Source organism: Faecalibacter macacae (assembly GCF_003687725.1).
GTDB lineage: Bacteria > Bacteroidota > Bacteroidia > Flavobacteriales > Weeksellaceae > Empedobacter > Empedobacter macacae.
Map to the genome: position 1 here is coordinate 1 of NZ_RDOJ01000021.1, position 15064 is coordinate 15064.

At 30.6% G+C, this 15064-nt stretch carries 14 protein-coding genes; 3 read left to right on the forward strand and 11 right to left on the reverse strand.

Annotated features, from left to right (window positions below; all coding sequences use genetic code 11):
• Nucleotides 1–880 precede the first annotated feature (880 nt).
• From EAH69_RS12275 to EAH69_RS14070, 5 genes are all read right to left on the reverse strand, one after another.
• A complete protein-coding gene (locus EAH69_RS12275; protein ID WP_121935503.1) occupies nt 881–1174 on the reverse strand; it encodes a FoF1 ATP synthase subunit delta/epsilon in 294 nt (97 codons plus the stop codon).
• Between the two features lie 85 nt (nt 1175–1259).
• Nucleotides 1260–2768: a F0F1 ATP synthase subunit beta gene (atpD, locus tag EAH69_RS12280; protein ID WP_121935504.1), complete on the reverse strand. Its 1509-nt coding sequence runs from the start codon at nt 2766–2768 to the stop codon at nt 1260–1262.
• A gap of 141 nt (nt 2769–2909) precedes the next feature.
• Nucleotides 2910–3623 (reverse strand): GLPGLI family protein, encoded by a 714-nt coding sequence (locus EAH69_RS12285; RefSeq protein WP_121935505.1) that lies wholly within the window; start codon nt 3621–3623, stop codon nt 2910–2912.
• A 6-nt stretch (nt 3624–3629) separates the two neighbouring features.
• Nucleotides 3630–4277: a GLPGLI family protein gene (locus EAH69_RS12290; protein WP_230466815.1), complete on the reverse strand. Its 648-nt coding sequence runs from the start codon at nt 4275–4277 to the stop codon at nt 3630–3632.
• Nucleotides 4278–4334: 57 nt separating this feature from the next.
• Nucleotides 4335–4463, reverse strand: coding sequence for a hypothetical protein (locus EAH69_RS14070; RefSeq protein ID WP_262602368.1), 129 nt, complete (start codon nt 4461–4463; stop codon nt 4335–4337).
• Between the two features lie 292 nt (nt 4464–4755).
• Here EAH69_RS14070 and EAH69_RS12295 point away from each other — a divergent pair, with 292 nt between their 5' ends.
• From EAH69_RS12295 to EAH69_RS14075, 3 genes are all read left to right on the forward strand, one after another.
• Nucleotides 4756–5682 carry a bifunctional riboflavin kinase/FAD synthetase gene (locus EAH69_RS12295; RefSeq protein ID WP_121935507.1) on the forward strand — a complete coding sequence of 309 codons (927 nt, stop codon included), beginning with the start codon at nt 4756–4758 and terminating at the stop codon, nt 5680–5682.
• Between the two features lie 83 nt (nt 5683–5765).
• Nucleotides 5766–6194, forward strand: coding sequence for a hypothetical protein (locus EAH69_RS14000; RefSeq protein WP_230466816.1), 429 nt, complete (start codon nt 5766–5768; stop codon nt 6192–6194).
• 420 nt (nt 6195–6614) lie between these two features.
• Nucleotides 6615–7055: an integrase core domain-containing protein gene (locus EAH69_RS14075; protein ID WP_262602375.1), complete on the forward strand. Its 441-nt coding sequence runs from the start codon at nt 6615–6617 to the stop codon at nt 7053–7055.
• Nucleotides 7056–7104: 49 nt separating this feature from the next.
• Here the strand turns inward: EAH69_RS14075 and EAH69_RS12305 are convergent, their stop codons facing one another.
• The 6 genes from EAH69_RS12305 to EAH69_RS12330 form a co-directional block, all read right to left on the reverse strand.
• On the reverse strand, nt 7105–8688 hold the full coding sequence (locus EAH69_RS12305) for a S8 family peptidase (RefSeq protein WP_121935508.1): 1584 nt from the start codon (nt 8686–8688) through the stop codon (nt 7105–7107).
• Between the two features lie 45 nt (nt 8689–8733).
• Nucleotides 8734–9636, reverse strand: a complete 903-nt coding sequence (locus EAH69_RS12310) for a hypothetical protein (protein ID WP_121935509.1) — start codon at nt 9634–9636, stop codon at nt 8734–8736.
• The gene (locus tag EAH69_RS12315; RefSeq protein WP_121935510.1) at nt 9633–10169 is read right to left on the reverse strand and encodes an RNA polymerase sigma factor; all 537 of its coding nucleotides are present in this window, start codon (nt 10167–10169) and stop codon (nt 9633–9635) included. Before EAH69_RS12315 ends, EAH69_RS12310 begins: the two co-directional genes overlap by 4 nt.
• Before the next feature lie 147 nt (nt 10170–10316).
• Nucleotides 10317–12542, reverse strand: a complete 2226-nt coding sequence (locus tag EAH69_RS12320; RefSeq protein ID WP_121935511.1) for a CotH kinase family protein — start codon at nt 12540–12542, stop codon at nt 10317–10319.
• A 105-nt stretch (nt 12543–12647) separates the two neighbouring features.
• Nucleotides 12648–13643 carry an aspartate-semialdehyde dehydrogenase gene (locus tag EAH69_RS12325; protein WP_121935512.1) on the reverse strand — a complete coding sequence of 332 codons (996 nt, stop codon included), beginning with the start codon at nt 13641–13643 and terminating at the stop codon, nt 12648–12650.
• 253 nt (nt 13644–13896) lie between these two features.
• Nucleotides 13897–14865, reverse strand: a complete 969-nt coding sequence (locus EAH69_RS12330) for a T9SS type A sorting domain-containing protein (RefSeq protein ID WP_121935513.1) — start codon at nt 14863–14865, stop codon at nt 13897–13899.
• Nucleotides 14866–15064: the final 199 nt, after the last annotated feature.

Sequence of the window (15064 nt, forward strand, 5' to 3'; positions counted from 1 at the left end):
GGAGAAGCCACGGTGTGGCTTAGGTATTCTAAATTTCTTTATCACTTTTTTCTTGATAAAAAAATATTCAAAAAATCAAGGCTACGATTTTCGACGGTCAATTTACATCTCATTTCGGAAATGAATTAAATGTTTCCTTTCAGTCACTAATCATTTTTACCCTTCATTCTATTTAATTTTTTAACGTCATAGATTTAAATGTCGGTTTATTATATATAAGATGCTTCGACAAGTTCAACATGAGAAATTTTTAGATCCCTGAATACTGGAAGGACAGATTATGGATAAAAATAATGATGAGATCCTGAAACAAGTTCAGCAGGACGTGACTTAATATACTCAATACTTTTTTCTTGATAAAAAAGTATTCAAAAAATCAAGGCTACGATTTTCGACGGTCAATTTACATCTCATTTCATGGAAATGATTAAATGATTCGTTTCACTCACTAATCATTTCGAACATTACATTTCGATGAATTGACTCTCGTCTGCTAATCGGAAGGCCAGTTTATTTAAAAAAATACTTCGAAAGACTTTTGAAATTCCTCGATACCTCGGAATGACAGATTACTGATAAAAATAATGATGAGATCCTGAAACAAGTTCAGGAGGACAGTTGAATAAAATACTTCGGAATGACGAACCGGAAAATATTTTATAAAGAAAAAATGGAAGTGACAGCCGAGATTGATTATTTTGTAATAACTGCTTATTAAAAAGCAGGTGTTACGAAATACTTTGGTGAAAGGACTCGGGAAATAGCTTGCGTAAGCAAGATTGGTTTTAAAATTAAAACTTATTCAATCTGATGTTATATATAAATAAAAAAGCACTTACAAAAAATGCAAGTGCTTATATTATTTATAATAGGTAATGAATTAGCTCGCTAAAACAATTACTTTATTATTGTTCATTTCTAAAGTTCCTCCTTTGATATCAAATAATAAAGTTTTTGATTGAGAAGGAGATGTGTAAACTTTCCCAGAGGTGTTGTCGAAATCTTTGAAAGTTGATTCGTGAACAGCAATTTTAATTGTTCCTTCACCTAAAGTTGCAACGATAGGCGCGTGGTTATTTAAGATTTGGAATTCACCATCTTTACCAGGTAAAGTGATTGCATCAATCTCACCGTCAAAAATTACGTGTTCTGGAGTGATAATTTGTAATTGCATATCCGTTTTATTTAAAAAAAAGAGTACTTAGTTGTCTTCAAAAGAAAAGAAACGTAAGCACTCTTTGATATTATAGTTAACTTAATTATTTAACGTCTGCTAACATTTTCTCACCTGCTTCAATCGCTTCTTCGATTGTACCACGTAAGTTGAATGCTGCTTCTGGGTATTGGTCAACTTCACCATCTAAGATCATGTTAAATCCTTTGATTGTGTCTTTGATATCAACTAATACACCTGGGATACCTGTAAACTGCTCTGCAACGTGGAATGGTTGAGATAAGAAACGTTGGATACGACGTGCACGGTGTACAACTAATTTATCCTCTTCTGATAACTCTTCCATACCTAAAATCGCGATGATATCTTGTAACGCGTTGTAACGTTGTAAGATTTCTTTTACGCGTTGTGCTGTTTCGTAATGCTCTTTACCAACGATCTCTGGAGTTAAGATACGAGATGTAGAGTTTAATGGATCTACCGCTGGGTAAATACCTAACGAAGCAATTTTACGATCTAATACTGTCGTAGCATCTAAGTGCGCGAACGTTGTTGCTGGCGCCGGGTCAGTTAAGTCATCCGCAGGAACGTAAACCGCCTGTACAGATGTAATAGATCCGTTTTTAGTAGATGTAATACGCTCTTGCATTGCACCCATCTCTGTTGCTAATGTAGGTTGGTAACCTACCGCAGATGGCATACGTCCTAATAAGGCAGAAACCTCAGAACCTGCTTGTGTAAAACGGAAGATATTATCTACGAAGAATAATACGTCACGTCCTTGACCTTGTCCATCTCCATCACGGAAATACTCAGCTAATGTTAAACCTGTTAAAGCAACACGAGCACGTGCACCAGGAGGTTCATTCATTTGTCCGAATACGAAAGCAGCCTTAGACTCTTTCATTAATTCCATGTTAATTTTAGATAAATCCCATCCACCTTTTTCTGTAGATTCTACGAATTCATCACCGTATTTGATAATACCTGATTCGATCATCTCACGAATTAAGTCATTACCTTCACGAGTACGCTCACCAACACCAGCGAATACAGATAAACCTCCGTGTCCTTTAGCGATGTTGTTAATTAACTCCTGAATTAATACTGTTTTACCTACTCCGGCACCACCGAATAAACCAATTTTACCTCCTTTTGCGTAAGGCTCGATTAAGTCGATTACTTTAATACCAGTAAATAAAACTTCTGTTGCTGTTGATAAATCTTCGAATTTTGGAGCAGAACGGTGAATTGGTAATCCGTTAGCTTTATCTAAATTCCCTAAACCATCAATAGCATCTCCAACTACATTGAATACACGTCCTTTGATTTCTTCACCGATTGGAACCATGATTGGTTTACCAACAGCGATTACTTCTTGTCCTCTTTGTAAACCATCAGAACTATCCATTGCAATACAACGTACAGTATCTTCTCCGATGTGTTGTTCAACCTCAAGGATTAAAGTTTCTTTACCTGCACGTGGAACTTCTAATGCATCATAAATATTTGGAAGGCCTTCAGCGTTATCAAAAATAACATCAATTACAGGTCCGATAACCTGAGCAATTCTACCTTTCTTTTGATTTGCCATTATATGAAATGATTTAGTTTATTTTATTTGGGTGCAAAGGTAAGTGAAAACTATCTTATTATTTGTATACTTTATAAGATTTTTGTCATAATATTTTGATTATTAATCAGAATTTTACAATAATTATGATTTTTTTTATTTTTAGTCTTTATCAATTCCTCCTCCATACATTTCTTGTACATTTTTTTGATAAGCTTTATAAATTTCGCTAAACTCTTGTTGAGTAATCGTTTCATTAGAGATTTTAGAGAAATAAGGTTTTAATTTTGCATCATCTTTTAATATTTCGATATTCTTCAATCTATAAATTGCAGTAATACTATCTTCCGATTTAGGTTTAATAATTACTTCTACGACTAACCCAGGAAAACCTAATATTTTTGATGGACCACATTTTGTTTTGATATCCTTAGCATACCAAACTTCTGTAAAATCATTGATTGATTCTAAGGTTAATTTAGTTGCTAAAATCCCATTAATTGTTTTTGTTTCACGATGATTTTGCCATCTATCACTTAATTTTAATGGTGACTTAACTTTGTAATTTCTGTTTTCAATATTTACATCTTGATAAATATATTTTTCTGTTGGATTAGTTACGATAAAATTTGTAGTATAATTTCCTATAGATTCTATACTACTTGTTTGACCTAATTTTTCTTGTTTTTTATATAAACACAAATCCACTTCATTAATTAATAATTCGTGTGTCTTTGGTTGCTCATAATTTTCAATAATAACTTCTGGAAGATTTTTTTTTGATTTATCTGGCAATAAATAAACTTCATCATATTCCACTTTATAACTTTGTCCTAAAGCAATTGAACCTATTAATAATATAAATAAAATTTTCATGATTAATTATTTTTTTAGTTCTAAATATTCTTGATAAGTAATTGCATTTGAAAAATCGTATTCACTAATATAAGATTGAATTAATTCGCTGGTATTTTCAAATTTTTCAAATTCAAAAAAGACTGTTCTATCTTCATTATACAATTCTAATATAATACCTTTCAATCCATTAATTGCAATTGGTCCATATGGTAATGGTAATTGTTCTGTAAACCATGCAAAATATTTTTTTCCATTAATAATCTTATACGCCTTAAAACATTTGAAATCTTCTATTTGTTTAGTTTCATCTGTCAACATCCATTCGTCATTATTATGAGTTATGGACATTAATATTTCTTGGTTTTTATTGATATTATTTAAGTAAAACTTATTTTTTTTTCTATCATAATAATTAAACAATCTTTTATTAGCAATAGAATCAATTGTATTACTAGGCTGAACAAGTGTTCCATATTCATCTCTGAAAGGCTTTGTTATAGCTTTATCTAATATGGTATAAAAAAATGATTCATCCTCGTCATAAATTAAAATTGAGGTATCTATTTTTCCATCTACATTTATTTTTTTATAAAATATCTTTCCTTGTTTTTGTGAATATGTATAATTAGATATCAAAAAAAATATCAATATTAAAAAACTTAATTTATTCATCTTTTTGATTGTATTATTTCTTGTTAAAATGGCAGACTTTTTGTCTGCCATTAAATATTAATAAATACCTAGTGCAAATTCTTCTTCTGTATTAGGACAAAGTACTTGTACCCATGGAGAACATGTATTTTCTGTGTAAGTATTTCCATCAGGACCTACAGTACTTGTAATTGTACATTCTCTCACAAAACATGCGTCAGGTTTCGATTTAGATTCTACAAATTTCTCTTTGTTAATTTTAACTAAAGATTTGTAGAATTATTAAACTCTGCAATAGAAAAAGAGCTTACCAATAAGGCTCCTAGTAAAATGATTTTCTTCATAATAAATATTTTATATGTTAATAATATTATGAATTTAGTAAATTCAAATTTATTTTAATCTTTATGTTTAAAATCAATCAATTACATTTCACCTTAATAAAAAAGATAACTGAAGTTCGATTTGAATGCCTTAATTTTATGCAAAATTATATGAAGTGGAAGTACATCGATTAATAGAAAATATCAAAACCATCAAAAATCCAGTTTTAACATTGGGAATGTATGATGGTATTCATATTGGTCATCAAACTATTATAAATCAACTAAATCAGATTGCAGAAGAAGTTGATGGAGAAAGTGTTTTATTGACATTTGATCCGCATCCACGTATGGTTTTACAACCAAATTGTGATTTAAAATTTATCTATACGCTTGAAGAAAAAGAACAAGCTTTAGAAAAATTAGGTTTAAATCATTTAATTATTCATCCATTTACAAAGGAATTTTCACAATTAACTTCATTAGAATTTGTTCGAGATTTATTAGTAAACCAAATTAATATTCATACGTTAGTTATCGGTTACGATCATCATTTCGGGAAAAATAGAGAAGGAAACTACGAACAGTTAGAAATATTATCAAAAGAATACGGCTTTAATTTAGTACAAATTGAAGCGATCGATTGTAATGATGTTGCTGTAAGTTCAACCAAAGTTAGAAATGCTTTAGCAGAAGGTAACATAGCGTATGCAAACAAAGCTTTAGGATGTAATTATCCAATGAGTGGAGAAGTGGTACATGGCGATAAAATTGGAAGAACGTTAGGTTTCCCTACAGCCAACTTAAAAGTAGATGATTTAAAAATTATTCCTGCGCACGGCGTTTATAGTGTTAACGTTTTTGTTGATGATCAAAAATATTTAGGACTATTAAGCATTGGTGTTAGAGCTACTGTTACAAATTCTCGCGAACATAGAGTAGAAGTTAATATTTTAGATTTTACTGATGATATCTATGGTAAAACAATTCAGTTAGAATTTTTGGATAAAATTAGAGACGAGAAAAAATTTAATGGTTTAGATGAATTAATCGAAGCCATGAATAAAGATAAAGCACACGCCATTGCAAAATATGGTCAATAAAAAAATCGCCTCATTCGAGGCGATTTTTTTTTATTATTTTATGTCCCGTCCTGAAATAGCGATACAAAAAAGAAATCGTTATTATGGAAGAAAGAAACAATTATGTCAAACGCACTCAGCGAGATTACAGTATGTCTTTTAAGTTGAGTGTTGTAAAAGAAATCGAGTGTGGGGAGTTATCTACTGTGGGTGCTTGCCGTAAGTATGGCATCCAATCTCGAAGCACAGTTGTGAGTTGGCTCAGAAAATTTGGTACCTTTGATTGGGAGAACCAAACACCTTCGAATATGCCAAAGTCACCAGAACAAAAGATCATGGAGCTTGAAGCCCAAGTAAAGCTTTTGCAAAAGCAGAAGGCTTTCCTTGAGAAACAGGCTTATGTGGCTGATAAAAAAGCCATTATTTTCGATATGATGATTAACCTTGCCGAAGAGGAATATCAAATTGATATACGAAAAAACTCACCACCCGAACTATCGAATCTTTCCGAAGGGAACAAAAAGAAACCATAAGTTTCTCCTGTGAATTGTTCGGGGTTGACCGACAGGTTTATTATCGTCATTTGAAACGAAGAGCAAAGCGGCAACAAAATGCACAGCAGGTTGTGGATTGGGTAGCAGAGCTGCGAATGATTCATCCAAAAATGGGTGGAAAGAAACTGTATTTTCTTTTGAAAGAGAAACTTGAAAATTTAAGAATTGGCAGAGACAAATTCTTTGACTTCTTAAGGGCTAACCATTTGTTAATCATTCCCAAAAGAAGTTATCACAAAACTACCAATTCGTATCATCGTTTTAAAAAACATAAAAATTTAATTAAAGATTATCAATGCAGAAAACCAAATAATGTATGGGTGTCGGATATCACCTACTTGGGAAACAGAGAAAATCCTGCCTATCTAAGTTTAATAACCGACGCTTATTCCAAAAAAAATCGTAGGCTTTGATGTGTCGGATTCTTTGGCTACAGCATCTTGTTTAAATGCTCTAAAAATGGCATTGAAAAAAGAAAACCCGAAGAGTCTTATTCATCACTCAGACAGAGGTTTACAATATTGTTCCGATGATTATCAAAAGCTATTGAAAAAGCATAAAATCCGGTGTAGTATGACACAAGAATCAGATCCTTATGAGAATGCCATAGCCGAAAGAATCAATGGAATTTTAAAACAGGAATATGATATTGATAAATTTAATGTAGATTTGAATACAAGAAAGATTTTGGTCAAACAAACCGTAGAGATTTATAATGAGTTCAGACCGCATTTGTCAAACTATTATTTAACACCGATGCAAATGCACCAGCAACAAGATTTAATACCAAAATCGTACAAAAAGAAAAACAGTACAAATACGAATATATGTACTGTTTAAAATAAAATTTTATTGGTCTAATCTTGTATCATTTTTTCAGGACGTTACATTATTTAATAATTAGTTTAGTAGTAGCTTGACTTTCGTCTCCGAAAGTAATCTGAATCAAATAAACTCCTTTTGCAATTCCTTGTACATTCATTTGCTTTTGATTCGATGTTGATTTTAATTTCATACCTGTAACAGATAATAAATCTATTTGTTTAATTTCCTTTTTCGATTCTATTTTAAAAGCTGTAGAAGTAGGATTTGGAAAAATTCTATAATCAGAAAATAAAACCTCGTTTGTTTTTAAAGTTTCTAACAATGAACCAAAATTTGGAACACCATACCCCAATTGAGTATCATAAGTAGGATATAAATGAGAAGACTCTTCTATCGCTTGTTTTAATTGACTAATTGATGTGTTTGGAAAAGCAGATAATAAAGAAGCTACTGCACCTGCTAATACTGGCGATGATAATGAAGTGCCGTGTGAAGCAACTAATTGACCATTTTGACTATAAGTTGGTGTATAAACTCCTAAAGCAGATACATTTGGTTTATTTACATTTAATGCATTAGGACCATGAGAAGAAAATGAAGCTGCATTATAATATTCGTCGATAGCTCCTATCGAAAAAATCTCTTGCGTATCTGCTGGAGCAGAAACATAGAACCAATCATTGTTTCCATCATTTCCCATCGCGTTAACTAGAAAAATTCCGCGAGAAGCTGCAATTTTTGCTCCACGAGAAATAACTGTAGTATTTCCATCCATATCATTATATGTAAAATCGTAACGTGGATCATCAAAAGTTGTATAACCTAAAGAAGTATTTATTACATCTACACCAACACTATCTGCACGTTCGGCTGCCTGAATCCAATGCATCAATTCTTTTGGTGTTTCTACGGCAGCGTCTTCCGATACATATAACGCATATGTAGCATCTGGAGCAGACCCAACATATTCGCTATTTACTTTTGCAGCCATCGTAGCCAAAACCACAGTTCCGTGCGAGTGCATGTCGTAAATTGAATTTGAATTGACAAAATTTTTAGAATCTACAATTCTATTTTCATTACGTAACGCTGCAAATGCATTAATTGTATTTACACCAGGAAAACCAGAATCAATAACTCCAATAAAAATATTTTGGGCTGAGAATCCAGCTTCATGAACAGGTCTTAAATTTAATTGATTAATAAAAGTATCACTATAACCATAATCAAAGTTTAAGTTTCTACTTTGAGATTCTTTAAATTTATTTTGATTGTTAGCTACACGTGGATTGTTTGAACGAACTAAAGATTCTACATTCTGTACAAAAGGTAAACTTTGTAATTCTGTCAAAATAATATCATCATAAACTTCAACCATAACAGCATTTAACCATTTTGATGCACCAACGTACATCAAATCTAAATTTTTAATTTGCTGAAGATTATTTTGATTAAGAGGAACATCTTTATCATCAAGCGCAATATTTCTGTTCGCGCGCCTGTCTTGTGCTCTTTGCGAAAGCATTAATGACGGATTTGAAAGATATGTTTGTGTATTAGATTTAGGTTGTAGATAAACCATGTAATATTCCTGCCCCCATAAAAGAGTAGAAATAATAAAAAAACATAGCGATAAAATGTATTTCATATTCTGTTAATTACAGAATCTAAAATACTACATTAAATTGAATTTTTATCTATTTTTTGACGAATCAAAATTGATGTAATAATTGTAAATCAATTCTTTATTTGATTGTATTTGTGATAAAATTTCAGGTTTAATATTATTCGTGTTTGTCAATATTTTAACTTGTCCTTGATCTCTGACTAAAGTTAATTTGATACCTTCTTTTTGGAATATTAATCGATTATTGTTTTTTCGAATGAATTCGAAACTAACTCGTGTAACTTTATCTTGAATAATGAATCGATTTCTTTGAAATGATAAAGGAGAATTTTCTTGTGGTGCAGATTTAGCGCGTAAAGCTATTGACTCTTTTGCTGCTGCATTATTATTAGCAGCAAGTAAAATTGTATCAATAGGTGCAGAAGCCATAGTTGATGACATTTTTGGCGAATCAGCTTTAACTAATAAAATCGTGTCAATTTTTGCCTCTATAGCTATAGGTTTATTTGAATTATCAGGAGCTAAATCGTTATTTTGAGTTTCTATATTTGTATCAATCTGTTTATTTCTGACAATCAGATTCTCTTCCTTTTTATCTTTTAAAACTACTTTATTCTCGTTTTTAACAATTATTGGTGCTTCAAAAACAATAGTCTCTAATTCTACTTCCGCTTCTTTATTCTCTATTTCTGGTGATAATATTTTCTCCACAGATTGTTTTACAATCTCTATATTTCCTTTTCGGTTATTCATATTTTCTAAAAAGAAATAAAAATATGGTACCGCAATTAAAGCAAATACTGCAGCAGAAAACCATACACTTTGAATAAAGTTTTTAATGGGAGCCTGAGTTTTCGTCTGAAGATTACTTTCAATTTTTTGCCAAACTACTTCGCGAGGTTTATCCTGAAACAAAGTTTCTTCTGCTTCTCTTCGAAATAATTCTTCTATTGGATCTTTTTCGTTCACAACAAATTCGCTTTTAAGTTTGGATATTTTTCTAATAAATCTTTCAATTTTGATTTTGCTAAATTTAATTGAGATTTCGAAGTTCCTTCTGAAATACCTAATTGTTCAGCAATCTCTTTATGTTTAAAACCTTCTATTACATAAAGGATAAAAACAACCTTACAACCTTCTGGCAACAAATCGAGTAGTTTAAGTGCACTTCCGTCTGATTGATTCGGATTAATATCTGATGCTACATCTTTAGGATGATCATCAATATTTAAAAAAATAGCCTTTTTTTTACGGAGTTCCATCAAACATTCATTCACAATAATTCTGTGCATCCAACTTTCAAAGTTTCCTTCATTTGTGTAAGAATTAATATTCTGAAATATTTTCAAAAACCCTTTTACCAAAGCATCTTCAGCTTCATGTATATTCACAAAATATCGTTTACAAACCGCAAAAAAGCGCGAGTCGTATTTTTCGTAAAGCAAACGCTGTGCTTTCGAATCGTTTTTCTTACATGCCTGAATAATCTGGTTTAAGTCCAAGGTCTATTCTTTATACTCTATAATATGCTAATTTAACTGAAAAGGTTGGGTGTGAAGGTCATAAATTTCGTTAAAATTTAAAAATTTGTATAAAAAAAAGCCATCAAACTTAATTGATGGCTTAAAATATTATTTAAAATTGGAAAATTATTTCTTGATGAATTTCTTTACAACTCTTTTATTATCTTGTTTTAATTCGATTAAATAAACACCTTTATTTAAATGACTAACATTTAGTTTTTGATCTTTATTAATTCCTGATTCAACATTTTGTCCTAAAATAGTAGAAATTGTATAAGTAATTTCTGATTTAGATGCTGAAGCAATATTTAAAACATCAGAAGTTGGGTTAGGATAAACTAAGAAATCTACTTTGTTTACGTCTCCAATTGATAAATCTCGTTGGAAAACAGCAATAACATTTGTATTCTCTTCAGGATTAATTGTAATTTCTGATTCTGTAGAGTCTACATCACCAGTCCAATGTGAAAAAGTATAACCAGGTAAGGCAATTGCTTGTAATTTTACAGGAACTCCTTTAAAATAATCTCCTGACCAAGTTGAATAATCACCATCAATACCAACTGTAGAGTTATTGATTTCAATTGTATTAACCTTTACAAATCCTTCTTCTACGTTAGCTACATTTGTAGTTAACTCATATGTACCTTCTAAATTAAAGAATTCTGTAATATGAATACGTTGAAAATAAGGTCTTTCATTAGCAAATTCTCTTATTCTTTCAACATTATCTTCCCATTTTTCTAATGAAGGGATTAAATTCCATCGCTCAATGTGTTGTGGCATTTCCTCACTAATCTTACCTTGTGTAGAGTTAATTAAACTAACAACTCTCTCTGGTTTATAAGTCGTATTAATTAAATCCGCAAAACGATTAATAAAATTCTGTTTAAAAATTTCGTTTTGTAATATACTTGAGAAGAATACATTATTAAACTCATTTCCAAAAATACTATTATACATTGCATGTTCTAATGCATTAAATGATGATGAATAAGGTAAAAAACTCAAATCTAAATCTTTAAATAAAAATCTGAATCTTCCATCGTGTCCATAAGGAGCTTCGGGAGTATAATTTACTCGTTTTCTAAAGTAATTATAGTTATTTTGAGGCCAATCTATATTTGCTGCATAAATTTCCGCAATAGAATAATCTATGAAATTAACTTCATCAAAATAAGTTATTGCTTGTTGATAATTATCATCAATAGATAAGTCATTTAATGAAAAATATGTCATCATCTCATTATAAAAATTAGCATCTCCTAAATCTACAATTCCATCATTTTCTAAATAATCAATTTCTTCTTCATTTAAATTATAAATTGTTTCAAAATATTTTTCATCAAATCTTTCACGAAGATTAAAAATCCCATAATACTCTCCATTAATGAATGTAGATACTGGTTGATAATTTTGTGTGTCGAAATTTAAATGTTCATTTAATTTATGAACAAAAGCATCTTTAAATAAAGTAGATTCAGTATCTTGACCTGAATTTCTTAAAATTAACCTTTTAAAAATATCATTTTCATAATTCTCAAAAAAGTTATGTGAAAAAGTATTTTTACCATAATCATTTTTTGCATAAATACGAAAAGGTCTATTACTTAAATATCTTGTACCATTTCCATTATTTCTTAATCCTGCATCTTGATTAATTTTAACCTCATTATTTTCAATATATATAAAATTAATTCGAATCTCTGAATCTGATCCACTCGCCCAATAATTTGCAGAACTATAAGAATTTGGTATTTCATTTGGGTATAAAACTCTCCAATTATCAAAATCTTTACCTGCTGTAAATAATCCTTTTTCATAACCAAATAATTTCTCATCATCTGTCGATAAATTTATAATAGGTAATGTTGAAGTTTGACTATTTACAAAATATACATGTGTAGTTGTCGTTGAACTTTCATTTTCAAGATATGCTTTTGCACGAACAACAAAAGATTTATCAATCGGTTCTGAAGGAAAATACTGTTCATATTGAAAAGAAGTTGAAATATTCGCAATTTTATTCGGTTCAGAACTTCTATTGTAAACTAATATTGGAGATGCGAAATTGTACGAGATTAAAGAATTTTCATAAAATTCAAAAGGTACCTGACCTGGTAATTCAGGATATTGTTTTTTATACTGATAAGTTCGTCCTTCTAAATTATTGATATCTGGCTCCGATCCATCTAACGTGTAAATAATAGTAGCATTTGGATCATCATGAGTAAGTGTTAGGTTAAATTCATCTTCATAAAATCCACTTTCGTGAGAAAAATTTGGAGTTTGAAGAGATTGACCAAACAATGGAGTTATAAAAATTAAAGGTAAAAAATAGAGTTGTTTCATGTAAAATAGTTTAATATTTTGACTAAAATAACTCCAAAAATAAAAAAAATAGCTAACAATGAGATATGTCAGCTATTTTAACATTTTTATATTATTGTATTTATACTATCCTACCAATTTATTTGCTACTAAATATTCAGCAATTTGTACGGCATTAGTAGCAGCACCTTTACGTAAGTTATCAGCAACAATCCAACAATTTAAGGCGTTTGGTTGAGATAAATCACGACGAATACGACCTACAAAGACATCATCTTTACCTTCTGAATAAAATGCCATAGGATACGTATTAGTATCTGGATTATCTTGTAATGTAACACCTTCTTGCTCTGCTAAAAGTTTACGAACATCAGCTAATTCAAAATCATTATCAAATTCAATATTTACTGACTCAGAATGTCCACCTTGTACAGGAACACGAACTGCAGTAGCTGTAATATTCATTTCATCTACTCGCATAATTTTGCGTGGTTCTTTTGTCAATTTTAATTCTTCTTTTGTATATCCAGTTTCTTCATCAAAAACATCACAATGTGGTAATGCATTTTTAAAGATTTGATAAGGATAAACTTTAGCAACATCACGACCTTCAATTTCTCCGTTTAATTGCTCAACAGCATCTTTCCCAGTTCCTGTAACCGATTGATAAGTAGAAACAACCACACGTTTTACACCATATTTTTTATGTAATGGATTTAATACCATTACTAATTGGATTGTTGAACAGTTAGGATTTGCAATAATTTTATCTTCTGTTGTTAAAATATCAGCATTAATTTCTGGAACAACCAAAGGAATATTTGGCTCCATTCTCCATGCTGACGAATTATCAATAACAGTAGTTCCTACTTCCGCAAACTTCGGCGCCCACTGTTTGGAAGTTTCTCCACCTGCTGAAAAAATTGCGATATCTGCACGCATGTTCACAGCATCTTGCATTGATACAATCTTGTATTCTTCACCTTTATAAACAATAGTTTTACCTATTGATCTTTCTGATGCTACTGGGATAATTTCAGTGATTGGAAAATTTCTTTCTTCCAAAACTTGGAGCATAACTCTGCCGACCATTCCGGTAGCGCCTACGACTGCTATTCTCATTCGTTTATTAATTATGAATTATTAAAATTTGAACTGCAAAATTAAACAATTATTGAAGATAAATCCTTTTATAATACCGATTTATATGGTATTGATAAAATGTTTGATGTTAATTCACTGAATCTATAAAAAGTTTGAATTATTATTCTAAAAAGTAGTTTTTATTAGAATTTTATAATTTGATAAAAATAAAAAAGTGGAGCATTTTGCTCCACTTTTAATATAATAAATCTTAAATTTTTCTTAGAATGTATTATTTTTTGATGAATTTTTGGATACGAGTAACTCCTTTATCATCTTTAACTCTTAAGAAGTAAACTCCTTGAGCTAATTTAGAAACGTTAACTTTTCCTGATCTTAAAGATTGAGAAGAAACTACACGTCCTGTAACATCAGTAATTTCTACCCCAACAACATTAGCACCATCAACAGAAACGTTTAATTCTGATGTTGCAGGATTTGGATAAGCTTTTAAAGCTGCTCCTCCTAACTCTACAGTTCCTAAATTTTCAACAGTCCCTGTAACCTTCATTTGGAATGTTCCTACATTACTAAACAAAGGTTTTGGATTTATCCAATTTCCTGAATCATCGATAGAACATGTAGCATATGGTCCACCAAAATATGCTGGATGAGTTTCTGTAGCTTCTACATTTTGCCATGGAATAAATGAATTAGCCCAGTTATTATCAGAACCAGAAATAATCATTACTAATGATGTAGCAAATTTAGTCCCTGCTGGAATTTCAACAGTATCATACATTTCTACTTGAACCCATTGCGCTGCTTGATTAGTTGATGAAGTATAACTACCGTAAGCTGGTAATTCTTCAAAATCAGCACCTGCTAAAGTATCTCCTCCAAAGTTAGAACCTGTATACTTGTATAAATAACCTTCAACTGAAGCACCCGCTTGAGGTCTACCTGAAACATCAATATGTGTTGGAGTAAATGCTTCATTTAATCCAAATTCAGCTTGTAAATCATAAACACGACTTAATTGAACTGGTAAAGTTAAAGAAGAACAAGATAATACACCTGTACTTGCTGCTAAATCATCAGTAGATATTTGGCTGTAAGTAACCGTTTCTGCTGTTGCTCCATTAGAATTAATTGGTTGTATAACTTCAGAAACCAAAGTTTCATTTGTATTGATTAATTGTGTTTGTGCAAAAGTTGCTGAAAAAGCCGCAACTGATAATAAAGTAAAAATTTTCTTCATAAATAATGTTTTTAGTGTTTATCCATTTAATGTTAACACTAAGTTACAATTATTTTTTTAATAACAAAATATTATAAAAATTTAACATAAATCAATTGAAAACTTTATTTGTTAAGTTATTAGCATAAATTTATTAATATATTAAAAACAGCCAAAAACACATTTCGAAAATTAGCTTGAATAAAAAAGCGATTCCTTT

Bases quoted from the DNA above. Each gene is read 5' to 3' on its own strand.
- EAH69_RS12275 (WP_121935503.1), bottom strand. From the start codon at position 1,174: ATGCAATTACAAATTATCACTCCAGAACACGTAATTTTTGACGGTGAG.
- atpD (WP_121935504.1), bottom strand. From the start codon at position 2,768: ATGGCAAATCAAAAGAAAGGTAGAATTGCTCAGGTTATCGGACCTGTA.
- EAH69_RS12285 (WP_121935505.1), bottom strand. From the start codon at position 3,623: ATGAAAATTTTATTTATATTATTAATAGGTTCAATTGCTTTAGGACAA.
- EAH69_RS12290 (WP_230466815.1), bottom strand. From the start codon at position 4,277: ATGAATAAATTAAGTTTTTTAATATTGATATTTTTTTTGATATCTAAT.
- EAH69_RS14000 (WP_230466816.1), top strand. From the start codon at position 5,766: ATGGAAGAAAGAAACAATTATGTCAAACGCACTCAGCGAGATTACAGT.
- EAH69_RS12305 (WP_121935508.1), bottom strand. From the start codon at position 8,688: ATGAAATACATTTTATCGCTATGTTTTTTTATTATTTCTACTCTTTTA.
- EAH69_RS12320 (WP_121935511.1), bottom strand. From the start codon at position 12,542: ATGAAACAACTCTATTTTTTACCTTTAATTTTTATAACTCCATTGTTT.
- EAH69_RS12325 (WP_121935512.1), bottom strand. From the start codon at position 13,643: ATGAGAATAGCAGTCGTAGGCGCTACCGGAATGGTCGGCAGAGTTATG.
- EAH69_RS12330 (WP_121935513.1), bottom strand. From the start codon at position 14,865: ATGAAGAAAATTTTTACTTTATTATCAGTTGCGGCTTTTTCAGCAACT.